At 35.2% G+C, this 24,445-nt stretch carries 25 protein-coding genes; all 25 read left to right on the forward strand.

Features of this window, described 5'->3' with window-relative positions; translation table 11 throughout:
• Window positions 1–68 precede the first annotated feature (68 nt).
• The 25 genes from ACFVR1_RS02790 (at window position 69) to ACFVR1_RS02910 (ending at window position 24,445) form a co-directional block, all read left to right on the forward strand.
• Window positions 69–716: a flagellar brake protein gene (locus ACFVR1_RS02790; protein ID WP_387580087.1), complete on the forward strand. Its 648-nt coding sequence runs from the start codon at window positions 69–71 to the stop codon at window positions 714–716.
• A gap of 77 nt (window positions 717–793) precedes the next feature.
• Entirely contained in the window at window positions 794–1,468 is a 675-nt protein-coding gene (gene cmk, locus ACFVR1_RS02795) for a (d)CMP kinase (protein WP_387580090.1), read from the forward strand.
• A 1-nt stretch (window position 1,469) separates the two neighbouring features.
• Window positions 1,470–2,054, forward strand: a complete 585-nt coding sequence (locus ACFVR1_RS02800; RefSeq protein WP_387580093.1) for a lysophospholipid acyltransferase family protein — start codon at window positions 1,470–1,472, stop codon at window positions 2,052–2,054.
• A gap of 97 nt (window positions 2,055–2,151) precedes the next feature.
• On the forward strand, window positions 2,152–3,300 hold the full coding sequence (gene rpsA / locus ACFVR1_RS02805) for a 30S ribosomal protein S1 (RefSeq protein ID WP_387580095.1): 1,149 nt from the start codon (window positions 2,152–2,154) through the stop codon (window positions 3,298–3,300).
• Window positions 3,301–3,681: 381 nt separating this feature from the next.
• Window positions 3,682–4,992, forward strand: coding sequence for a ribosome biogenesis GTPase Der (der, locus tag ACFVR1_RS02810; RefSeq protein ID WP_387580099.1), 1,311 nt, complete (start codon window positions 3,682–3,684; stop codon window positions 4,990–4,992).
• Between the two features lie 204 nt (window positions 4,993–5,196).
• Complete coding sequence (locus ACFVR1_RS02815; RefSeq protein ID WP_387580101.1) at window positions 5,197–6,216, forward strand: NAD(P)H-dependent glycerol-3-phosphate dehydrogenase; 1,020 nt, start codon at window positions 5,197–5,199, stop codon at window positions 6,214–6,216.
• Between the two features lie 209 nt (window positions 6,217–6,425).
• Complete coding sequence (locus ACFVR1_RS02820; protein WP_387580103.1) at window positions 6,426–6,632, forward strand: DUF2768 domain-containing protein; 207 nt, start codon at window positions 6,426–6,428, stop codon at window positions 6,630–6,632.
• Window positions 6,633–6,645: 13 nt separating this feature from the next.
• Window positions 6,646–7,356: an LptM family lipoprotein gene (locus tag ACFVR1_RS02825; protein WP_387580106.1), complete on the forward strand. Its 711-nt coding sequence runs from the start codon at window positions 6,646–6,648 to the stop codon at window positions 7,354–7,356.
• 79 nt (window positions 7,357–7,435) lie between these two features.
• Entirely contained in the window at window positions 7,436–8,914 is a 1,479-nt protein-coding gene (spoIVA, locus tag ACFVR1_RS02830) for a stage IV sporulation protein A (RefSeq protein WP_387580109.1), read from the forward strand.
• Window positions 8,915–9,758: 844 nt separating this feature from the next.
• On the forward strand, window positions 9,759–10,031 hold the full coding sequence (locus ACFVR1_RS02835) for an HU family DNA-binding protein (protein WP_144536905.1): 273 nt from the start codon (window positions 9,759–9,761) through the stop codon (window positions 10,029–10,031).
• Window positions 10,032–10,212: 181 nt separating this feature from the next.
• On the forward strand, window positions 10,213–10,782 hold the full coding sequence (gene folE, locus ACFVR1_RS02840; RefSeq protein ID WP_387580112.1) for a GTP cyclohydrolase I FolE: 570 nt from the start codon (window positions 10,213–10,215) through the stop codon (window positions 10,780–10,782).
• Window positions 10,783–10,849: 67 nt separating this feature from the next.
• Window positions 10,850–11,074 carry a trp RNA-binding attenuation protein MtrB gene (mtrB, locus tag ACFVR1_RS02845; RefSeq protein ID WP_387580114.1) on the forward strand — a complete coding sequence of 75 codons (225 nt, stop codon included), beginning with the start codon at window positions 10,850–10,852 and terminating at the stop codon, window positions 11,072–11,074.
• 46 nt (window positions 11,075–11,120) lie between these two features.
• On the forward strand, window positions 11,121–11,882 hold the full coding sequence (locus ACFVR1_RS02850; RefSeq protein WP_387580117.1) for a heptaprenyl diphosphate synthase component 1: 762 nt from the start codon (window positions 11,121–11,123) through the stop codon (window positions 11,880–11,882).
• Window positions 11,883–11,885: 3 nt separating this feature from the next.
• Window positions 11,886–12,590, forward strand: coding sequence for a demethylmenaquinone methyltransferase (locus tag ACFVR1_RS02855; protein WP_387580120.1), 705 nt, complete (start codon window positions 11,886–11,888; stop codon window positions 12,588–12,590).
• Window positions 12,591–12,609: 19 nt separating this feature from the next.
• Window positions 12,610–13,584 (forward strand): heptaprenyl diphosphate synthase component II, encoded by a 975-nt coding sequence (gene hepT, locus ACFVR1_RS02860; RefSeq protein ID WP_387580122.1) that lies wholly within the window; start codon window positions 12,610–12,612, stop codon window positions 13,582–13,584.
• A 208-nt stretch (window positions 13,585–13,792) separates the two neighbouring features.
• Window positions 13,793–14,239, forward strand: a complete 447-nt coding sequence (gene ndk, locus ACFVR1_RS02865; RefSeq protein ID WP_387580125.1) for a nucleoside-diphosphate kinase — start codon at window positions 13,793–13,795, stop codon at window positions 14,237–14,239.
• Window positions 14,240–15,382: 1,143 nt separating this feature from the next.
• Window positions 15,383–16,153, forward strand: coding sequence for a CheR family methyltransferase (locus ACFVR1_RS02870; RefSeq protein ID WP_387580128.1), 771 nt, complete (start codon window positions 15,383–15,385; stop codon window positions 16,151–16,153).
• A 105-nt stretch (window positions 16,154–16,258) separates the two neighbouring features.
• Entirely contained in the window at window positions 16,259–17,440 is a 1,182-nt protein-coding gene (gene aroC / locus ACFVR1_RS02875) for a chorismate synthase (RefSeq protein WP_387580131.1), read from the forward strand.
• A 3-nt stretch (window positions 17,441–17,443) separates the two neighbouring features.
• Complete coding sequence (gene aroB / locus ACFVR1_RS02880) at window positions 17,444–18,532, forward strand: 3-dehydroquinate synthase (RefSeq protein ID WP_387580135.1); 1,089 nt, start codon at window positions 17,444–17,446, stop codon at window positions 18,530–18,532.
• Window positions 18,533–18,895, forward strand: a complete 363-nt coding sequence (gene aroH / locus ACFVR1_RS02885) for a chorismate mutase (protein WP_387580137.1) — start codon at window positions 18,533–18,535, stop codon at window positions 18,893–18,895.
• 32 nt (window positions 18,896–18,927) lie between these two features.
• Window positions 18,928–20,025, forward strand: a complete 1,098-nt coding sequence (gene hisC, locus ACFVR1_RS02890; RefSeq protein WP_387581208.1) for a histidinol-phosphate transaminase — start codon at window positions 18,928–18,930, stop codon at window positions 20,023–20,025.
• On the forward strand, window positions 20,025–21,125 hold the full coding sequence (locus ACFVR1_RS02895; protein WP_387580140.1) for a prephenate dehydrogenase: 1,101 nt from the start codon (window positions 20,025–20,027) through the stop codon (window positions 21,123–21,125). The genes hisC and ACFVR1_RS02895 overlap by 1 nt, the downstream gene beginning before the upstream one ends.
• Before the next feature lie 14 nt (window positions 21,126–21,139).
• The gene (aroA, locus tag ACFVR1_RS02900) at window positions 21,140–22,426 is read left to right on the forward strand and encodes a 3-phosphoshikimate 1-carboxyvinyltransferase (RefSeq protein WP_387580142.1); all 1,287 of its coding nucleotides are present in this window, start codon (window positions 21,140–21,142) and stop codon (window positions 22,424–22,426) included.
• Between the two features lie 89 nt (window positions 22,427–22,515).
• A complete protein-coding gene (locus ACFVR1_RS02905; protein ID WP_387580144.1) occupies window positions 22,516–23,757 on the forward strand; it encodes a tetratricopeptide repeat protein in 1,242 nt (413 codons plus the stop codon).
• A gap of 136 nt (window positions 23,758–23,893) precedes the next feature.
• Window positions 23,894–24,445 carry a ReoY family proteolytic degradation factor gene (locus tag ACFVR1_RS02910; RefSeq protein ID WP_387580146.1) on the forward strand — a complete coding sequence of 184 codons (552 nt, stop codon included), beginning with the start codon at window positions 23,894–23,896 and terminating at the stop codon, window positions 24,443–24,445.

Consider the following 24,445-nt stretch of genomic DNA (forward strand, 5'->3'; position numbering starts at 1 on the left):
ATTTTATAGAAATTAATTCCTTTAAGTGTCATAATAGAACTATAATCACACTTAATGAGGGATTACTTATGAAAATAAAACTAGGGACGTTTCTATTACTAGAACCGACTTTTGTAGAAAAAGAAGAGAAATATCGTTGTAAAGTAGTTGATTTAGATGAACATTTTGTCTATGTAGATTATCCAATTGACATCGCGACGAATAGAACTGTATTTCTAACTGACGGTGCTCAAATTCGTGCAACTTATGTGGAAGAATCGAAAGCTGCATTCGCTTTTCAAACTGAAGTATTGGGAAAAAGAAAAGGACAAATTCCGATGATTAAACTTTCTTGGCCAGGTGATTCGGAAATTATTAAAATCCAAAGAAGAGATTTTGTACGTGTTAGTACATCATTGGATATTTCAGTCCAGTTTGAAGATAAAAGATATCAATTTGTTACCGATGATATCAGTGCTGGTGGATCAGCTATAATATTAAATCGAGAGGTTGAATTTAAAGATGGAGACGAAATTTCTTTAATACTTCCTCTTGCATTTAATAATGGTGACATTAAGTATGTTTCGACCACTGCAATAGCTGTACGAATATGGGAAAGAGGGCAACAAAAACTAGCGTCTCTACAATTTACAGACACAGATGATGTAGATAAACAACAGATTGTTCGATTTTGTTTTGAGCGTCAACTACTTTTAAGAAAAAAAGAAATGAATTAAAAGTCTGTGAATACAGGCTTTTTTTTTACGTAACGTTTTATGATAAAATAAACTTGAATAGAGTGGAGGGCTACATTATGACAAAACAAATACAAATAGCAATTGATGGTCCTGCAGCGGCTGGAAAGAGTACTATTGCCAAAAAAACTGCAGAACTACTAGGATATACATATGTGGATACAGGAGCAATGTATCGAGCGATAACGTATAAAGCAATCCAATTAAACATAGATTTGCAAGACGGAGAAAAGTTAACGAAGTTATTAGATGAAACATCTATTGAGCTGAAGCCGTCTTCAAGAGGACAAATAGTATTTTTAGATAGTGAGGAAGTAACTGAGGAAATTCGTTCCGAACAAGTAACAGCTTCTGTCTCAATTGTTGCAGCACATGCTAATTTACGAAAAGAAATGGTATTAAGACAGCTAGAAATGGGGAAAAACGGCGCTATAGTTATGGATGGCCGTGATATCGGGACACATGTATTAACAAACGCAGAACTAAAAGTATTCATGTCTGCAAGTGTAGAAGAGAGAGCAAAAAGACGTTTTCTAGAAAATCAAAAAAGAGGGATCAGTACAAATATAGAAATCCTTATGAAAGAAATAGCACTTCGAGACAAGATGGATAGTGAAAGGGAAGCTTCTCCGCTAATAAAAGCAGAAGATGCGATATTTATTGATACAACTTCTCTTACTATAGAACAAGTATCAGAGAAAATTATGCAACTTGCAAAAGAAAGGATGATCTAATATGAACCTCTATTCATTTGGGAAAACTGTATTGTATGTAGCTTTAAAACCAATTTATCGGTTTGAAGTAATCGGAGCAGAGAACTTTCCTAAAGACGGAGGCATTCTCCTATGTTCAAACCACATAGAAGCATTGGATCCACCTGTTGTTGGTATCAATGCCCCTAGACCAGTAAATTTTATGGCAAAAGAAGAATTATTTCGTATTCCTATTCTAAAAAGCATTCTTCCTGGGGTTAACGCATTTCCTGTAAAAAGAGGAATGAGTGATCGTGATGCTCTTCGACGTGCTATAAAACTTTTAAAGGATGGAGAGGTAGTAGGACTTTTTCCAGAAGGAACGAGAAGTAAAGATGGCACATTGGGAAAAGGTTTTAGTGGAGCAGGTTTCTTTGCACTTAGAGGAGACGCTAATGTAGTACCTTGTGCAATTATTGGTCCATATAAGCCTTTTAGAAAGTTAAAAATTGTATTTGGTGAAATGATTGATATAGAACCATTTCGAGAGCGAAAAGCATCTCCAGATGAAGTAACAGAGGTTATTATGTCAAACATCAGTCAATTACTTGAGCAATATAAAAAATGAAATAATCAATTTTTTTAAATTTGATAAGAGCTTCCTTTTGTATTTCTGAGCTAGTTCGCATAAAATAGTAATGAGACGTTGTGAAGGAGGATATCATATGTCAGAAGAAATGAACTTAGTCGACACACATGAGTTTAAAGAAGGAGATCTAGTGAAAGCGACGGTTGCGCAAGTAGATGAAAAGTCAGCAATCGTAACAATTGAAGGTGCACCTTTTGATGGTATAGTTCCGATAAGTGAACTATCTAGCTTGCATATTGAAAAAGCATCCGACGCCGTTTCCATTGGTGATGAACTAGAACTAATGATCACAAAAGTGGAAGATGCTAATTTTGTACTTTCTAAACGAAAAGTAGATGCGGAAAAAGCATGGGACCATTTAGAGAAACAATTCCATTCAGGTGAAATTATTGAAACAGAAGTAAAAGAAGTAGTTAAAGGCGGATTAGTAGTAGATTTAGGTGTTCGTGGTTTTATCCCAGCGTCTTTAATTGAAGATTATTTCGTGGAATCGTTTGAAGATTACAAAGGCAAAGTGTTAACTTTTAAAATCGTTGAATTTGAAAAAGATAAAAATCGCCTAATTCTATCTCATAAAGCAGTTTTAGATGATGAGAAAGCCGTAAGTAAACAAAAAACGCTTGAACATATCCATAGTGGAGATATATTAACAGGTACTGTTCAGAGAATTGCTTCTTTCGGTGCTTTCGTGGATATTGGCGGGGTGGATGGCCTTGTTCATATTTCTCAAATCTCCCACGATCACTTAGATAATGTTGGAGATGTGTTATCAGAGGGACAAGAAGTAAGTGTAAAAGTCTTATCAGTAGATAGAGATTCTGAAAGAATTTCTTTATCTATAAAAGATACGCTACCAGGACCTTGGGCAGATATTGAAGATAAAGCTTCTAAAGGTGCAGTGTTAACAGGGACTATTAAACGAATTGTTTCTTACGGAGCTTTTGTAGAAGTATTTCCTGGCGTAGAAGGACTTGTTCATATTTCACAAATAGCTCATAAGCATATTACGACACCTCATGAAATACTTAAAGAAGGCGAAGAAGTTCAAGTGAAAGTACTAGATGTAAATAGTGCTGATAGACGTTTATCTTTAAGCATAAAAGATTTAATCGAAAACGAGAACGAGTATAATTTAGAAGATTACCAACTACCAGAAGAGTCTAAAGGTTTCTCCATAAGTGATGTACTAGGAGACAAGCTAAAAGATTTTACAAATAAAAACTAAATGAGTTAATTTCATAAATAGCATTTAATATTAAAAAACGAACAATGATTATTTTAGTGATTGGAGCGACAGGCGGCGACTCCTGCGGGATAAGTGAGACAGATGAGCAATCACAATCGACGCGAAAGCGTCGGTGATGGCTCATCGCTCACCCCGCGGAAAGCGTCCGCCGATAGCGGAAATCATCTTGATTTATGAAGAGTATTTAATATATATTCTCACATTTCTCTTTAATATTTTTCGTGTTTTATGCCCTAACTTTGATTTATGAAAATGAACTAAATATTAATAAATACTATGCAGGCGATTTTATAAAGTCGCCTGCTTTTGTCATTTTGTTGTATAATACAAAATAGACGAAGTTGGAAGGATGAATAAGTAATGACAAAACCAGTAGTAGCAATCGTTGGTAGGCCAAATGTAGGCAAATCAACTATATTTAATCGTATCGTAGGAGAACGTGTATCCATAGTTGAAGATATTCCAGGAATTACACGTGATCGTATATATAGTTCAGCAGATTGGTTGACACATGAATTTAACATTATCGATACGGGTGGGATCGAATTAAGTGACGAACCCTTTTTAGAGCAAATTAAGCAACAAGCTGAAATTGCAATGGACGAAGCAGATGTTATTATATTTTTGACAAATGGTCGTGAAGGCATTACAAGTGCTGATGAGTATGTTGCAAAAATATTATACAAAACAAAAAAACCTATAGTATTAGCGGTCAATAAAATTGATAACCCTGATATGCGAGAAATGATATACGACTTCTATTCTCTTGGAATGGGTGAGCCATTTCCTATTTCAGGGTCACATGGACTAGGGCTTGGAGATTTATTAGATGAAGTTGCTAAAAATTTCCCTGAGCCAAACGATCAAGAGTATGGAGAAGAAGTTATTAAGTTTTCTTTAATTGGAAGACCAAATGTAGGGAAATCATCCCTTATTAATGCATTCTTAGGACAAGACCGAGTAATTGTGAGTGATATCGCAGGTACAACGAGAGATGCTATCGATACAGAGTATTCTTTTGATGGACAAGAGTACGTCATGATTGATACGGCGGGAATGCGTAAAAAAGGGAAAGTTTACGAAACAACTGAAAAATACAGTGTTCTTCGTGCTTTAAAGGCTATCGAACGTTCCGACGTTGTTTTAGTTGTTCTTAATGCCGAAGAAGGTATTCAAGAGCAAGATAAGAAAATTGCAGGGTATGCACATGAAGGTGGAAAAGCTGTAATTATTGTGATGAATAAATGGGATGCAATTGAAAAAGATGATAAAACAATGAATGAAATGACAAAATCTATACGAAAGCATTTTCAATTTTTAGATTATGCACCAATTGTTTTTGTTTCTGCTAAAACGAAACAACGTGTTCAAGCTATCTTACCGATTGTTAATAGAGTAAGTGAGAATCACTCACTTCGCGTTCAATCATCTGTATTAAATGAAGTAATTGAAGATTCAGTTGCGCGTAATCCGGCTCCAACAGATAAAGGGAAAAAGTTGCGTATTTACTATGCGACGCAAGTGGCTATTAAACCACCAACATTTGTTGTTTTTGTTAATGAACCTGAAATGATGCATTTCTCCTACGAAAGATTTTTAGAAAATCGTATTCGTGAATCATTTGATTTTGAAGGAACTCCTATCCGAATCATTACTCGTGCAAGAACTTAATCATATACGGTAACGAGTTAACGAAGTCAGAAGTTCTCAATTTCAAAGAGTGGGTGGATGTATGCCGAAATGCCTAGAATTTGGATTAAGGCTGACACCTGCTGATATTAAGTAGCCTCCGGCGTTTGCCCCAGGTTTTACTAGAGTACTCAAGAAAATGGGGTAGCATTTACGCCGAGGTTTAATTGATAGGAGTGTAATTTGATGGAGAAAATAACTGTGCTTGGGGCAGGTAGTTGGGGTACAGCGCTTGCCATGGTATTAGCTAATAATAATCATGATTGTCTTTTGTGGTCACATCGAGAAAACCAAGCGATGGAAATAAATCTTGAACATACAAATAAAAAGTATTTGCCAAATACAATATTACCAAATAATTTAAGTGCTACAAATGATTTCGAGAAAGCTATAACACATGCTACAACCATAATAATTGCTGTTCCAACAAAAGCCATTAGAGAAGTTTGTCAGGAAATGAAAGATTTGTTGACTGAAAAAAAACTATTGGTTCATGTGTCTAAAGGAATTGAACCAAATTCATTAAAACGGATATCTGAGATGATTGAGGAAGAATTACCTACTAATTTAGTAGAGGCAATTGTAGTACTTTCTGGGCCAAGTCATGCAGAAGAAGTTGTATTACATCACCCAACAACAATTACTGCTGCGAGTGAGAATATAAAAGCCGCAAAAAAAATCCAAGACTTATTTATGAATAACTCTTTTAGAGTGTATACAAATGATGATGTTATTGGTGTAGAAATAGGAGCTGCTTTAAAAAATGTGATTGGACTTGCTGCTGGTATTGTAGATGGATTAGGTTATGGTGATAATGCAAAAGCTGCACTTATTACAAGAGGTTTAGCGGAAATTTCAAGGCTTGGTATAAGTTTAGGTGCCGAAGCCTATACTTTTTCAGGTTTAACAGGTATGGGAGACTTAATTGCCACATGTACAAGTGTACACTCCCGAAATTGGAAAGCAGGTAATTTACTTGGTAAAGGTGCTACACTTGAGGCAGTTCTTGAAGAAGTAGGGATGGTAGTAGAAGGAGTTCGTACAACAAAAGCTGCCTATCAGCTTGCTCAAAAACAAAACGTGGATATGCCTATAACAGAAGCACTCCATTCAGTATTATTTGAAAATGTAGATCCGAAAGAAGCAGTGGATAATCTTATGATGCGTACTAAAAAGCATGAGTTAGAGGATTATAAGACATTTTAAATTTATAGATTATCGTAGCTTCTATTACAAGTTGTTCAGAATAAAGACTTTGCATCCTAAGTATCTTTCTTGGGATGCAGAAATGTTTTCAAAAAGTATGAATAATTCTACCAAAATATAAAGGTATAAAAAAACAAATTGGGTTGTACAAATTGCAACTCTTTTTTGATGTGTAATACTTATAATTTTTAGAAAGGTAGGAATAGCCTATGTTATTAGTTACATCTATGCAAAAAATGTGGATTTCATTTGGTTCTATGGGTAGTTTATTTTTAGCCATGTTGTTTATGTTCTTTGTTAAAACTAAATTTAAAAATAAAATTCTTAAAGCAATATTTGGTTTAGTCGCATACATATTGTTATTTATCGGTTTCATTACAATGGTATATATAATTTTTAATCCAACAAAAGCTTAGTAAGGAGATTCGGATGAAAAACTTAAAACTTTTGGCTACTTTACTTTTTGGTGTGCTTGTTTTAACTGGTTGTGGCTTTAAAGGTGGACAACAACCCGAAAATTTATTGCCCTATGAAGATCAGTTAACGGCGGTTCAAAACGCTGTTAATAGCTTTAGACAAGATTCAGGTGGCCTATTACCGATTAAAACTCGAGATATGGAAACAGATCAATATATTAAATATCCAATAGATTTTACAAAAATTGTTCCAAGATATATGGGCAAATCACCAGCTAACTCATACGAAGCAGGTGGAATTTATCAGTATGTTTTAATGGATGTTGAAGATAATCCAACAGTAAAGTTAGTAGATTTGCGAATTGCAGATACACTGCGTGACATTAATTATCGTAAAGGCATTAATGGTTATGGTCCGATCGCAGAAACAATAGCGGATGGGGTATATAAGCTAGACTACAAGAAGATGGGCTACCAAAGTGAATTGTCCGTACAAAGTCCATACTCAGACACACAATTACCATTAGTAGCAACTGGAGATGGTAAAATGTATGTGGATTACTCGATCGAATTAAATCGTCTGCTTCAGGAAAATAAAACAGACGTAAAACCAGGTGAGGATATTCGTCATTTACTCACTGATAACTTTGCAATCGTTCCTGCATATTCACTTCCCTATACTGTAAATGAAAACAATGAACCAGTTTTTATGCTATCAAAATAATATAATTGAACGTTTCATGTGATATGCATGAAACGTTTTTTTTGTGCATATATTAAACTGCGAAGAAAGGAGAGTATCCATGACAAGTAAACTTTATGAACAAATAGCTGAGCGTACTAATGGAGATGTGTATATTGGTGTTGTAGGACCAGTTCGAGTTGGTAAATCTACTTTCGTGAAACGAGTAATGGAGCTTGTTGTTATTCCTAATATAAAAGAGGAATCAGAAAGATTGAGAGCACAAGATGAGCTTCCACAAAGTTCACCAGGTAACGTAATTATGACCGCTGAACCAAAGTTTGTTCCTGCCCATGGAACCAATATTTATCTTGGAGAAGAACAATTACGTTTACAAATTAGATTAGTAGATTGTGTTGGTTATATGATTGATGGCATTAAAACTCATTCTGGAGAAGAAGGGCAAAAACTAGTGCATACACCTTGGCATAGTGAAGCCATTCCATTTGAAGAAGCTGCAAGAATCGGCACTGACAAAGTGATTAGAGATCACTCTACTATTGGGATTGTTGTAACAACGGATGGTTCAGTAAATAATATTCCAAGAAAAGCGGCAGAGAGTGCAGAGCAACAAATCATTGCTCAATTAAAAGAAATAGGTAAACCATTTGTTATTGTGTTAAACAGTAAAATGCCTGGTCATGCAAATACAATTCAATTATGTGAAGATTTGCAGAGAGAACATGAAGTACCTGTAATTGCAGTAGCTGTGGATAGAATGACCGCTGAGGAAATTCAATACATACTCCAACAGGCGCTTTATGAATTCCCAATTACAGATATTGAACTCATTAAACCAGATTGGACCGAGGTCTTAGAACCAGATCATTTTGTAAACAATGCAATCACTTCTTCTTTACAAGAATGGTTACAAATGGTGTCAAAAATGAAAGATGTGAAAGAGCTTGCATCCAGATTTAAACAAGTTCCCTTCATCCAATCAGCAGAGGTAGTAGAAGCGAACCCGGGACGAGGCTCAGCGTGTATACAAATTGGCTTAAAACCAGAAGTTTTCCAAGAAGTTTGTGATGAATGGTTAGAAGAGCCTATTCAAACCAAAAAAGATTGGCTTTTATTCGTAAAGGAAGCTTCGACAGCTAAAAAGGCCTACAATAAATTTTCGGAAGCATTAGAGGCAGCAAGAACACATGGATACGGGGTATCACTCCCAACCATTCAAGATTTCCAACCTTCAGCACCGGAAATTATAAAACAAAATAATTTTTACGGTGTTAGTTTAAAAGCAAAAGCTGCATCTCTTCATATAATTCGAGTAGATATGGAGGCAGAGTTTGCTCCATTAATTGGTTCCGAGTTTCATAGTCAGCAGTTACTAAAAGATTTAAAACATGGTTATTTACATGATCGAGATGCATTATGGCAAACACAAGTTTTCGGCACTTCTCTGGTAGAAGTAATGAAAGAAAGCTTACGTTATAAAACAGAAAATGTTTCTGGGCTAGCTAAAAAGAGAATGCGTGAAACAATTGAAAGAATGGTTAATGAAGGGGATAGAGGTCTAGTTACTTTTATTTTATAGGCATATGGAGGGTTACTAAGAAAATTCTTAGAAATCCCTCCATTTATTTTTGCTCATTACTTTTAAAAAACTGATGAGCATATATAAATTTTTATGCCATGAACAGGTTGATTTCCTCTGCATGCTGAGGCTTAAAGTTAGAAAACTGCATATTTATACGTATGCACAAAATTTCACTAAAATTTTAAAAGCAATAACATATCTTATTCAACAACGATTACAGGATGGCATGATCACTACGTTTACTTAACTATTTCTATGCTAAATCTTCTTGTTAGGTACTACTCACTTCATGGATTGTAGTGAAAGGTGGCGACTCCAGGCGGAGGCCAACAGGATGTTGGTCATGAAGGCGTTGCCACACGATGTGGCGCTTTTAGCCTTTGTTCCTTTGTGAGACAGATGAACCATCACAACGAACGCGTAGCGGCGCCCCCGCGGAACGCGTCCACCTGAAACGGAAAATTATCGTCCCATAAATATTAGTTAATTGGAGCTCAGTGACGAGGAAACTGAAGCCACACAAAAAGAGGCACTGTAGAGAAAGCAACGACATTCATATGCTACTCTTTTTGAAAGGATTGGGCTTCTTTTTTTCGGTTTTTCTTTTTTCAGAAATCACAGTAAATAATGGGGAACGAGTGTAGAGAGTACTCGGACTTTTGTCATTTTACTTGAAACGGGACTATTCGCATCTATGCGAAAAGTCCCGTTATTTCATTAAAAACACTTTTTTTTACTTAAAGTTCCTAAAAGACGTACAAATAGTGTTGCGTAGCCTTTTTGGTTGTGATACTCTTTTTACAGGATTGAAGCTATCTTCCTTTGAGAGGAGGTGAATGTTATGAATAAAACAGAATTAGTGAATTCAGTTGCTGAAGCGGCAGATCTTTCTAAGAAAGATGCTTCAAAAGCAGTTGAGGCTGTATTTGAATCAATTCAAACTGCACTTGCAGATGGTGAAAAAGTTCAATTAATCGGTTTTGGTAACTTTGAGGTACGTGAACGTGCTGCACGTAAAGGTCGTAATCCTCAAACTGGTAAAGAAATCGACATCGCTGCAAGCAAGGTACCTGCATTTAAACCAGGTAAAGCGCTTAAAGACGCAGTTAAATAAGTGATGTTGTAGTACATAGAACGGCTACCATGAAGCTATCTTCACGGTAGCCGTTCTTTTCATTCATTAGATAACATAATAAACTTGATAATTATACATAATTGAAAAATATTTATTATATTTGATTCGTATGCTAAGATGCTAATGACATATACGAAGTTTGGTTTAGGGGGGATAACAGATGACAAATGTCGATCTGAAAAAAATAGAAGAGGCAGTTAAAATGATCTTAGAAGCTGTCGGTGAGGATCCTACTAGAGAGGGACTACTTGATACTCCAAAAAGAGTATCTAAAATGTATGCTGAAATGTTTGAGGGTTTGCATCAAGACCCAAAAGAATATTTTAAAACTGTTTTTAACGAAGAACATGAAGAACTTGTTTTAGTAAAAGATATTCCGTTCTTTTCGATGTGTGAACATCATCTCGTTCCTTTTTACGGTAAAGCACATGTAGCTTATATTCCAAGAAACGGGGTTGTGACTGGACTAAGTAAACTAGCGAGAGCGGTAGAAACAACTGCAAGACGTCCTCAACTTCAAGAGAGAATAACTTCATCCATTGCTGATGACATCATTGAAATGTTAAACCCTCACGGTGTTTATGTAGTAATTGAAGCAGAGCACATGTGCATGACAATGCGCGGAATAAAAAAACCGGGTGCAAAAACTGTTACTGCTGTTTCGAGAGGTATTTTAGAAAACGATGAAGTTAAACGTTCGGAAATATTATCTTTCATACAGATGAGATAACAGTTTTGGATGAATGGGATAGAATATGGTATGATAAAAAAAGACTGTGAACAAAGGAGACTTTAAAATGTCTAGTTCAGATTTCATCGTAATCAAAGCAGAAGAAGATGGAGTTCATGTAATAGGATTAACTAGAGGTTCAGATACTAAATTCCATCATTCTGAAAAGCTTGATACTGGAGAAGTGATGATCGCTCAATTTACGGAACATACTTCGGCAATGAAAATTAGAGGTAAAGCGTCCATTCAAACAGCTAATGGCGTGATTCAAAGTGATTCTAAGAAAATGTAGTAAACTATATAAAAGATAACAGCGGTTGAGAAATGGAGTAAAGTGTATGAACGAAGCATTGATATTACAACATGTGGAAACTTATAAAAAGAATATTCTTATGCAACTTCAACAAAACACTTTGCAAAAATACACAGGCAAACCTGTAATTGATGAAGATCGTTTGTTTTTCACAATCTTACCACTACTTAATGAGGAGATCTGGGACAAATCAGTAGAGGTATCTGCAATTGCTGTGTCTCTTATATTTTCTGCTCTTGCTGCTCATGATTTAGTTAAAGAAGAAAATGCGACAGCTAAAACACAACAATTACAAGTATTAGCTGGAGATTATTATAGTGGTCGTTACTATCAACTTTTAGCAAAAGAAAATAAAATTGATTTAATCCAACAATTGTCTAATAGTGTTGCAATAATTACAGAGCATAAGTCTAGATTTTATGATCTAGAGGATTATACATTGGAACAATTAATGCAATCTATTCAACAAATTGAAAGTAAACCAATTGAACGATTTTTAGAATATTATTCTTATCATGAATACGTATTTATCATGAAAGAAGCATTATTACTAGCAGCGTTAAAGAAAGAGTTAGCTGCCTTCGAAAAAAATGAAAAAACATTTTATATCAGTAAATCGAAAACTTTTCAAATGGATATGGGTGCTCTACGCCGTGAGATTGAAAAAATCGAGTATACACTAGTGCAGGATGTTCGAACCTCAGAAGTATTATGTGAATCCTTAAAAGATGCAATTTTAGAGCGAGTGAGCAAACATTCACTGGAAAAGCAGTTGAGAGAAGGGTAAAAAGTGGGAAAATCAAAAGAGCAATATGTACATGAAGTTTTTGAAAAGATCTCAAGCAACTATGATTCTATGAATTCTGTTATAAGTTTTCAACAACATATAAAATGGCGTTCCGATACAATGAAAGCAATGCAAGTGAAAAGAGGAAGTAAAGCACTCGACGTTTGCTGTGGTACTGCAGATTGGACAATTGCATTAGCAGATGTTATTGGATCAAATGGAAAAGTAATCGGATTAGATTTTAGCCAAAATATGTTGAATGTAGGAAGAGAGAAAGTAAAAAATATATCTCAAATTGAGTTGGTACAGGGAAATGCAATGGAGCTGCCTTTTGAAGATAATTCATTTGATTATGTGACAATTGGTTTTGGTCTTAGAAATGTGCCGGATTATAAACAAGTATTAGAAGAAATGAAACGTGTTGCTAAACCTGGTGGTATGGTCGTTTGTTTAGAAACTTCGCAACCAGATTCTAAATTATTTAATGTAGGTTTTCGCTTTTATTTCCGTTATATTATGCCTTTGTTTGGTAAACTATTTGCTAAAAGTTATAAAGAATATTCTTGGCTACAAGAATCAGCAAGAGACTTTCCAAATAGAGAAGCATTATCTCGATTATTCGAAGAAGTAGGTTTACAGAAAGTTTCAAGCAAACCTTATAGTGGTGGAGCAGCAGCAAGACATATTGGATTTAAAAAAGATATTTGAGTGGGAGAAGGTATTATCTGTGGATAAGATGAAGTTAAAATTACTTTATTCCGATTTAAAATCGGATTTAGATGTCATCGAAAAAGAACTAGCAACTGCAGTGAATTCTTCATCTCACTTATTAAATGAAGCTTCTCTTCATTTACTTCTGGCTGGAGGAAAGCGAATTCGTCCTGTTTTTGTTTTACTTTCAGCAAAGTTTGGTAACTATTCGATTGAATCAATAAAAAATGTTGCTGTCCCCATTGAACTTATTCATATGGCCTCACTTGTCCATGATGATGTAATAGACGACGCGGAAACAAGAAGAGGAAGAGAAACAGTAAAAACTCAGTGGAATAATCGAGTAGCAATGTACACGGGAGATTTTCTCTTTGCTAGAGCGATTGAATACATAACAGTATTAGATAATACATATGCACATGAAGTTTTGTCTCATACGATGGTAGAGCTTTGTATAGGTGAAATTATACAAATAGAGGATAAACATATATTGGAACAAAATGTTCGAGATTATTTAAGAAGAATAAAGAGAAAAACAGCTATTTTAATCTCGGCAAGTTGTGAACTTGGTGCTATTGCTTCTGGAGCAGATAAAAAAACGATTCGGCATTTAAAGCGATTCGGCTATTATGTAGGTATGTCTTTTCAGATAATTGATGATATTTTAGATATTACTTCGACAGATGAGCAACTAGGCAAACCAGCTGGAAGTGATTTACTACAAGGTAACATTACTTTACCTGTTCTATATGTAAAGAATGAACCAACTATTGCTCCTTTATTAAAGGAATTATTAGATGGGATTATTTCAGAAGATAACAAGCAAAAACTATTAACAGAAATTCGTAATTCCGACGCAATTAGTCTTGCGAAACAAGTAAGTAATATGTACTTGCAAAAGGCTTTGAATGAAGTAAAGCAATTGCCTACAAACTCTGCGAAAAAATCTTTACAAAATATCGCCTTGTTTATGAGTAAACGTAAGTTTTAATCTTATTCAATAAAGATAAGAGTATTACTTCCGATAGATTCCTTAAAGTTAGAAAACAGACTATTTAGCAGGATAAGTTAATTTTTTATGAGATGAACTTAAACTTGATACATCAAGTCTAAATTTAATTTGAAAATAATGCATCATAGTGATATTATTTGTAACGGTGGAGAAATTATCCCCTTATATATTTGAAGGAGTGTTAATCATGGAAAAAACATTTTTAATGGTAAAACCTGATGGCGTACAACGTAACCTAATCGGTGAAATCGTAAATCGTTTTGAGAAAAAAGGATATCAATTAGTTGGAGCAAAATTAATGCAAATTCCAACTGAATTAGCAGAACAACATTATGGCGAACATAAAGAACGCCCATTCTTCGGTGAATTAGTAGAATTCATCACATCTGGACCAGTTTTTGCAATGGTTTGGGAAGGTGAAAACGTTATTTCAACTGCTCGTCTTATGATGGGAGCTACAAATCCAAAAGAATCAGCTCCAGGAACAATTCGTGGAGACTTTGCAGTAACTGTTGGAAAAAATATTATTCATGGTTCTGATTCACCTGAAAGCGCTGAACGTGAAATCGGCTTATTCTTCAAACAAGAAGAATTAGTAGCTTACACTAAAGAAGCTAACAACTGGATTAACTAATCTAAAAACTGGCATTGTTGCCATTATGTAAATATAAAAATGACAGTCAAATTATTCATATTTGACTGTTATTTTTTTATGTAAAAAATATTGAAATTAGTATACAAATAGCCGATTTTCTTCTCGGTTTATATTAAAATCCATATGAGCTTTCTTGTTTGACCGGATAGATGATAATGCAACCGGATAATAAAATTACTTACCGGATAATTATTTTTCTGTCCACATTGGAAAGTTTCTGACCGGATGAATATTTTTCTGTCCACATTGGAAAGTTTCTGACCGGATGAATATTTTTCTGTCCACATAGGAAAATTTCTGACCGGATGATTATTTTTCTGTCCACATAGGAAAATTTTTGACCATATAGACAATTATCTGTCTCAATACCTATACTCACAAAATATTATCGAAGTTTAGTCCAAAGTACTTTCAAAAAGTTTGTAGCTAGTAAGATAGATGACATTTAAATCTTATGAACATTAGTTAAGGAACCAAATTTTTGAAAAGAATATCTTATTCAACAACGATTATAGGATGGTATGATCGCTACGTTTACTTAAACTAATTCTATCCGCTTAACATTAGCTAGGCTAAATCTTCTTGTTAAGTACTATTCACTTAATGGATTGTAGTGAAAGGTGGCGACTCCAGTGGGATGAGTGAGACAGATGATCCATCACAACGAACGCGTAGCGGCGGTGATGGATCATCGCTCACCCCGCGGAAAGGGTCCACCTAGAACGGAAATCCGCGGTATTATTTAATTCTTTATAGTACTATGAACACAGGTTTCGCCCTTTTAAGAAAACACAAGCTTGCTTTAAATACATTTCGCTGATTGGAACGTAGGCAGCACTTCTGCGGGAATAGCAGATGTTTTCTGCACCGAAAGCGAAGCGGCAGGTGCATGAGCGGAAGGTCCCGCTAGAGGGAAGAAAGGCTAAAGGCGCCTCTTCCCTGAGGCAACTCCTTCATGACCTACATCCTGTTGGCAAAGGAGACTGAAGCCATACCCGCGAAAAGCAATGTCATTCATATGCTGAAAGGACCTTGCGTCTTTTTGCCCGGTTTTTCTTATGTCCTAAATGTTCAGAATACGATATACTTTATAATAGGTATTTTGAAAGGAACGATGTTATTGTGCCAGACTACATAAAATTTGTGGAATCTATCAAATTTAAAACAGGTATCGACCTTGCAGCGTATAAAGAAGCACAGATGAAACGCAGACTTACTTCGCTATATGAAAAAAAAGGATATAAAAACTTTGTAGAGTTTTTTAATGCGCTTGATAATGATAGAGACTTATTGAATGAGTTTTTAGATCGAATGACGATTAATGTGTCCGAGTTTTACCGGAATGGGAAGCGTTGGGAAGTTTTGCAAAATAAAATATTTCCTAAACTATTAGCTGAAAATAAACGTTTGAAAATTTGGAGTGCTGCCTGTTCTACAGGTGAAGAACCATATACAACTGCTATGGTATTATCAAATTATCTTCCTCTTTCCCAAATTTCTATATATGCAACAGATTTAGATGAAAATGCAATTCATAGGGCCAAAGTGGGGATATATCCTGAACGCTCACTGGCGGAAGTACCGAATGAGATGAAGACTAAGTACTTCGAGAAACAAGGTCAGTTTTATAAAGTAGAAGATGTGATTAAAAAGACGACTAATTTTAAAAAGCATAATTTATTAAAAGATACATACGATAAAAATTACGATTTGATTATTTGCCGAAATGTAATGATTTATTTTACAGAAGAAGCAAAAGATCAAATTTATCAAAACTTTAGTAATTCCCTGCGTTCAGGTGGTATCCTTTTCGTTGGAAGTACAGAACAAATCTTTAATCCAGGAAAATTTGGTTTTGAGATAGAGGACACATTTTTCTATCGAAAAAAATAATTTGAAACTGTCCGAGGAAAATCGGACAGTTTTCTTCTATACACTGAAATAGATTTTATGATATAGTAGAACAAATACTTTAGCGAGTTGAAGGGGGAAAGTGTTGTGCGTTATTTAACAGCAGGTGAGTCACATGGACCACAACTAACAGCAATTATTGAAGGGTTACCAGCACAATTAGAAATTACGAGTGAACAGATAAATAAAGAACTTAAGCGTAGACAAGGTGGTCACGGTCGAGGAAGAAGAATGCAAATTGAAAAAGATACAGTTGCTATAACTTCTGGAGTTAGGCATGGTAAGTCATTAGGATCTCCCGTTTGTCTTGTCGTAAACAATGATGATTGGAAACATTGGACGAATATTATGGGGATTGAACCTCTCGGAGATGAGATTGATCCAGAGGATATTAAAAGACAGATTTCCAGACCCCGTCCGGGTCACGCAGATTTAGTCGGTGGAATGAAATACGGGCATCGTGATTTACGGAACGTTTTAGAACGTTCTTCAGCAAGGGAAACAACCGTCCGTGTTGCAGTTGGAGCTGTCGCTAAGCAATTGCTAAAACAATTGGGAATATCGATAGTTGCTCATGTTACCAAAATTGGTGGTATTGAAGCGGATTTGAATATAGCAACGGGCAAAACTATTGAAGAAATTCGAGCGATAGTTGAAGCCGATCCAGTATATTGTTTGGACCCAGTAGCTTCTGAAAAGATGGTCGAAGCAATTGATGTTGCCAAAAAAGCAGGCGATACAATAGGCGGAGTAGTGGAAGTAATTGTTACTGGAATGCCTGCAGGTGTAGGAAGCTACGCCCATTACGATCGTAAGTTAGACGGGAAATTAGCCATGGCAATGATGAGTATAAATGCATTTAAAGGTGTAGAAGTTGGTTTAGGATTTGAAATGGCGAATTTATTTGGTAGTCAAGTTCATGATCAAATTTCTTGGAATAAAGAAGATGGTTATACACGAGATACAAACCGTTTAGGTGGTTTAGAAGGTGGTATGTCAACTGGAATGCCAATTGTTGTAAGAGGAGTTATGAAACCAATACCGACACTTTATAAGCCGCTTCAAAGCGTTGATATTGAAACAAAGGAACCGTTTAAAGCAAGTATTGAGCGTTCTGATAGTTGTGCAGTACCAGCAGCTTCTGTTGTAGCAGAAGCAGTCATTGCTTGGGAAATAGCAGCAGCTGTTTTAGAAACATTTAATGGAGACCAATTAGAAACTCTAAAAGCAGATATTGAACGACATAGAGAATACACAAAGGGGTTTTAATAAATGATAATCCCAGTAAAAACAAATGAATCTCTCTATGAGGTACATTTAGGAGAAAATATTTTGCAAGAGTTTTGTGCAAGAAATGCTTCCGTTTTTCAAAAAGCAGATCAAATAGTTGTTATTTCGGACGAAAACGTTTGGAATTTGCATAAAGATTATTTTCAACATAATTTTTCATTTGCATATAAAATTCATCTTGTACCAAATGGTGAAGCCTGTAAAACGTTTGAATCCTATTTTGATGTTCAAACATTTTTACTCCAAGAAAACTGTACAAGAAATAGCATTTTATTTGCTCTAGGCGGAGGCGCTGTTGGTGATTTAACAGGTTTTGTAGCGTCTACTTTTATGCGAGGTATTCCCTTTTATCAAATTCCAACGACTATTTTGGCGCATGATAGTGCAGTAGGTGGAAAAACAGCGATTAATCATCCAAATGGAAAGAATATGATTGGTGCTTTTTATCAACCGAAGGAAGTATTATATGATTTTCATTTTCTACAAACTTTGCCTGAAAAAGAAGTTCGTTCAGGTCTTGCCGAAGTAATTAAACATGCATTTATTAGCGATGTGAATTGGGTGAATGAATTCTTACATTTGACCAGTATCAAAGATATTCAAAAAGAAAAACTTCTTGAATGGCTTGAAAAAGGAATACGAGTTAAAGCGCATATAGTAGAGTTAGATGAAAGAGAACAATCATACCGCAAGTACTTAAATTTTGGGCATACATATGGACATGCAATCGAAGCTTCTGTTGGTTATGGAAAAATTACACATGGTGAAGCTGTGATGATTGGTATAATTCCTGCACTAATGTTAAGTGAAATTTATGGAGATATGGAAGTTAGCTATGCCCGTAAAATATTTAAGCTTGCGCAAAAACTCGGATATCATTTTCAACATGTATTAAATTGCTCTTTTGAACAGTTAGCTAGTTTTATGTTGAAAGATAAAAAAACCGCACACGGAGAACTTCATTTTGCTTTACTAAAAAACATTGGGGAACCTTTTGTTCAAGTTATTTCCATGGAAGAAGTAAAGAAATGCGATGAAAAATTGAGAATATGGATTGAGGAGGGGAAGTAATTGATAAGAGGAGTTAGAGGTGCGGTAACAGTAACAGAAGACTCAAATGAAGAGGTACTTCGAGAAACAGCTAGACTTGTAACAGAAATGGTTAAAGCAAATGATATAAATCCAGAAACAATTGCTTCCGTATTAATATCAACAACAACAGACATCTCCTCTGCTTTTCCCGCTAGAGCAATACGTAGCTTAGAAGGATGGACATTCGTACCAGTTATGTGTACGAATGAAATGGATGTACCTGGTGCATTAGAAAAATGTATTCGATTATTAATGCATGTAAATACAGAGAAACAACAAAAAGATATTCAACATATTTATTTAAATAATGCTGTCCAGTTAAGGCCAGATTTAGTTAAGTAAAAGAAAGAAGAAAGAATGGAGGAGCTTTTTTGATGAAATTCAAAAAACAAATTAAAGGATTGGAAGCATACCAACCAGGTAAAACAATGGAAGAAGTAAAAAGAATATTTAATCTAGATAAAGTTACTAAGCTAGCTTCAAATGAGAATCCATACGGATCTTCTCCAAAAGTTAAAGAATTTTTAGACAATTCGAAAGTGAATTATGCTATTTACCCAGACGGATATGCTTCTAAGCTACGAACTGCTGTGGCAGAGCATTTAAATGTCTCAGAAAAGCAATTATTATTCGGAAATGGGTCCGATGACAATATATTAATTGTTTCCAGAGCAATCCTTCAATCTGGATTAAACACAGTTATGGCTGCAATTACATTTGGCCAATATAAGCATAATGCGATTGTAGAAGGTGCAGAAGTGAGAGAAGTACCGCTAACAAACGGAGAACATGATTTAGATAAAATGTATGAAGCTATAGATGAAAATACAGCAATCGTTTGGATTTGTAACCCGAATAATCCAACTGGAACATTAACTCCTTCAAACAAAATAAAAGAATTTCTTGAAAAAGTACCTAGTGATGTTTTAGTAGTGCTTGATGAAGCGTATACAGAATATATTACAGACGAAAAATATGAAAGTTCAATTGGATTGTTGGAAAAACATCCAAATTTATTAATTATGCGTACTTTCTCAAAAGCTTATGGATTAGCAAGTTTCCGAGTTGGGTATGCGATTGGTTCAGAAGAAGTAATCAGTCAGTTGGAACCAACCCGTGAACCTTTCAATAATACTGTATTAAGTCAGGAAGTTGCGATTATCGGATTAGAGGATCAAAACTTTATTGAAGAGTGCAGAGTAAAAAATTACGCTGGTAAAAAGCAATATGAAGCATTCTGTACAGAACGTAATCTTCATTATTATCCTTCTCACGCAAACTTTATATTGATGGAAGTTAAAGCTGATAGTGATGCAGTTTTTCAAGGTTTAATGAAGCGAGGCTTTATTGTACGTAGCGGGAATGCATTAGGTGTACCAGGATATGTAAGAATTACAATTGGTACACAAGAAGAAAATAAAGAATTATTACAAAAATTAGATGAAGTTTTACATGAGGAAGGCGTACTTTAATGAAGCAAAAAGTTTTCATCATTGGATTAGGTTTAATAGGAGGATCTTTAGCGCTTGGAATAAAGCGAAATAAAGATATTTTGATTATCGGTTATGATGCAAATAGTCATACACTAAACACGGCAAAAAAAATAGGTGTTATTGATGAAATGGCTATCCATATAAAAGAAGGATCGGAACTTGCGGATGTTATCGTATTTGCTACTCCAGTTAATGAAACGATACGATTAATGCATGAATTGCCTAACTGGAACCTTAAAAAAGATGTAATTGTAACGGATACAGGTAGTACAAAGAGAGAAATAATGGAAGCAGCTCTCATGTTAAAAGAAGTGGGTATTACTTTCATTGGTGGACATCCGATGGCTGGCTCACATAAAAGTGGAGTGGAGGCAGCACGTGCCCACCTATTTGAAAATGCATATTATATGCTAACACCATTTGAAACCGAAAATGACCAGGAGATAAATGAACTATCTAATTTACTGCAAGTAACAAAGGCAAAAATTGTTCAAGTGAATGCAAATGAACATGATCATATGACGGCAGTTGTTAGCCATTTTCCTCATTTAATTGCCGCATCACTTGTACATCAACTTGCAGATGAAAATGAACAATTTCCTTTTACAAAGCAACTGGCTGCTGGTGGTTTTCGTGATTTAACAAGGATTGCTTCAGCAAATCCCATAATGTGGCGAGATATTACATTACAGAATCGTAAAGAGTTAAGTAATCAACTACAATTGTGGACGGAAGAAATGATAAAACTTCAAAATCTGTTGACTCATGCAGAAGCTGAAGAAATAGAATCATATTTTTCAAAAGCGAAACAAGTTCGTGATGAGCTTCCAATCAGTTCTCAAGGAGCTATGTTCTCTGTGTTTGATCTATATGTAGATGTACCGGATTATCCTGGGGTTATTTCTGAAATTACGGGTTATTTAGCAAAAGACAATATAAGTATTACAAATTTAAGAATTGTTGAAACTCGAGAAGATATTTTTGGTATTTTAGTTATTAGCTTTCAAACGATGGAAGATCGTGCTAGAGCGAGTAAATGTATAGCAAATAATACAACTTTTGAAACTTATATTTCTTAGGGAGGAGAATAATTATGAGAAAAATATTAGATTATGCACAACCCTCCTTACAGGGCACCTTAAGAATACCTGGAGATAAATCTGTATCACATCGTTCAATAATGTTCGGATCAATAGCAAAAGGAGAAACTACGATAGAAGGATTCCTTCAAAGCGATGATTGTTTGGCAACAATCGACTGTTTTACTAAGCTAGGGGTAGAAATTCTGATAGATGGCGAAAACGTTCAGGTTAAAAGCAATGGAATAGATGCTTGGAAAGAGCCAAGTGATATTCTATACACTGGTAACTCAGGTACAACGACAAGGCTGATGCTCGGCATCTTAGCGGGGTCAAATCTTACGACTGTTTTAATTGGAGATGAGTCCATACAAAAGCGCCCAATGAAACGAGTAACTGCCCCACTAAAAAAAATGGGCGCACACTTTATTGGACGAGAAGATGCGCAATTTACCCCTATTGCAATGGAAGGTAAAAAGCTTCAAGCGATTCACTATAAAATGCCAGTAGCAAGTGCACAAGTAAAATCTGCGATATTACTCGCAGCTCTAAATGCTGAAGGTGAAACTATTTTAACGGAAATAGAAATCTCTCGCGATCATACGGAAAAAATGCTTCGCCATTTTGGAGCAGATTTAACTGTTGAAGATAAAACGATTTATCTGACTGGTGGACAAAAATTAACTGGTACTCATGTTGTTGTACCAGGGGATATCTCGTCGGCTGCTTTCTTTTTAGCTGCCGGTTCAATCGTACCTAATAGCAAATTAGTTCTCCAAAACGTTGGATTAAATCCTACTAGAACAGGAATTGTGGACGTTCTGAAGGAAATGGGTGCAAATGTATCAATTCTAGAATTAGATAATGTTAGCCACGAAGAAATAGGAGATATAACGGTCGAAACATCTGAACTGAAGGGAACTGAGATCGGCGGGGATTTGATTCCTAGATTAATTGATGAAATTCCTATTATCGCCTTACTTGCGACGCAAGCTACTGGTAAAACAATTATTAAAGATGCAGAAGAACTGAAAGTAAAAGAAACAAATCGAATAGATGCTGTTGTCAATGAGTTGAAAAAATTAGGTGCTAATATAACAGCTACTGCAGATGGTATGATCATTGAAGGTCCAACACCTCTCCACGGGGGAGATATAGATACTTATGGAGATCATCGAATTGGTATGATGGCTGCAATTGCATCTCTCATTACTTCAACTGCCGTGACAATTGACAACGAAAATTGTATCGCTGTTTCTTATCCAAACTTTTTTGAACACCTATTATCTGTGATAAAATAGTGAACTCTCCTTATTTGGAGAGTTTTTTTCTTGTATGACGTTTATCTGTCCTGTACGATGAGAAGATAATAGAAGGATAGGTGATTAGTTTGGATAAATTAGAGCCATTTTTAGAAGCTCTAGAGCATGGAAATGTAGAAAAGTTAAATGTTATGATTGATTCTTTTTTAATAGAACCAGATGCTGATACACAATATAGGTTAGCAGATCTTTTGGCCCAATATGGATTTGTGGAAGAAGCATTAAAAGTTTTAGCCCATCTTCAATTTTTATATCCAGAAGAGAATCAGCTAAAGATAGATCAAGCACAACTTCTCTTAGAATTAGACCAAGAAGATGAAGCATTAAACCTGTTAACTAGTATAGAGAAAACAAGTGAGACATATCCGCAAGCACTACTTACTCTTGCGGACTATTATCAAATGATTGGTCTATATGAAGTAGCTGAGCAAAAATTAGATGAAGCTATTACCATTATGCCAAATGAGCCATTATTACTATATGCGAAAGGAGAAATGCTCTTTGAAACAGGTCGGTATTTAGAGGCTGCTAGAATATTGGAAAATCTTCTTCCAGTTCAAGACTCCATTCAAGCCGTTGATTTATCTTTAAAGCTAGCTCAAGTCTATAGTGCTGGAGCAGCCTATGAAGAAGCTATCCCATATTATGCAGAAGCCTTGAAAAAGGAAGTAACTCCAGATGTATTATTTCAAGCTGCATATGCTTCATTTCAAGTACAGCATTATGAAACAGCAGTAAACCATCTTGAAAGCCTTGTAGAAGTGGATCCAGACTATTTTTCAGGTTATATGTTGTTAGCTGAATCATATGCAATGCTAGAGAAAAATACAGAAGCATTGAAAGCAATAACGAATGGAATTGCCCGTGATGAATTTGAAAAAGAATATTATTTATTTGCAGGTAAAATTTCGTTAAAAATGGGAAGATTGAAAGAAGCAGAAACATTTTTAAGAGAAGCAATCGCATTAGATCCAGAATATATGGATGCTATTTTCATTCTATCTTCTTTATTTTCTAAGGAAGAGAAAGATGAAGAGCTAATCGAATTATATGAAACGTTGAAAAATGAACATTTTGAATGGTCCTCAATGTATCCATTTATAGCGGATGCGTATAATCGATTAGAAATTTACGAAAAAGCATACGAATTTTATAAGTTAGCATATACTGAACTTAAGGACGATGCACAGTTTTTGGAGAAATACGTTTATTTCTTACTTGAAGAAGGAAAAAGAGAAGAAGCTTTAGAAGTAATAGCGCTATTGCAGAAATTAGAACCTGAAAATAGCGCTTGGTTTGAAATGTCCTAATTCAGCAATGCATTGCTGAACTAGGTAAGCCTCCGGCAGATGCATCAGATATTGCATCAAGCATGCCCAATGCAATATCTGGACGTAAATAAGCTAAGGGGGATTTGATTGGACAAAAAAAGGAAGGAGAGGTTACGTGACTGCTTCTGTTTCAGTTGGCGAAAAGAAAGAATTTGTCCGTTGGTTTTTGAAAAAATATCAAATGAAAAGAAGAGAGTGCGTCTGGATATTAAATTATTTAATTAGTCATGAAACATTACTAAATAATGTGCATTTCGTAGAGGAAGCACATTATTGTCCTAGAGCAATGGTTATGTCCGTTACAACGTCATCGGGAATTCCTTTTCGATTTTATAAAGGAAGTATTATGACAGCAGATGCGGAAAAGTCGTTTCATGATTTAAGACTACATCCAGAGGAAGAGATGTACATTCAGCTAAACTTTCAAACAGTACCACCAAGTCCCGAATATTTAGCTGTACTAGAAGAAAATCCTTATATGCCGAAATACTTGCATATAAGTGAAAAAGATAAGCTGATAGTAGAAGATGTTTTGTCGGAGAGTCTACACTTTTTTCAAGTAGAACAGTTACAAAAAAAGATAGATGAAGCAATTGATCAAAATAATAAAGAAAAATTTCTTGAACTTTCTGCTTTATGGAAAGAACTAGTAGCTAAAGACATTTAG

The sequence above is a fragment of the Psychrobacillus sp. NPDC058041 genome (assembly GCF_042885655.1).
In the GTDB taxonomy this organism is placed as follows: domain Bacteria; phylum Bacillota; class Bacilli; order Bacillales_A; family Planococcaceae; genus Psychrobacillus.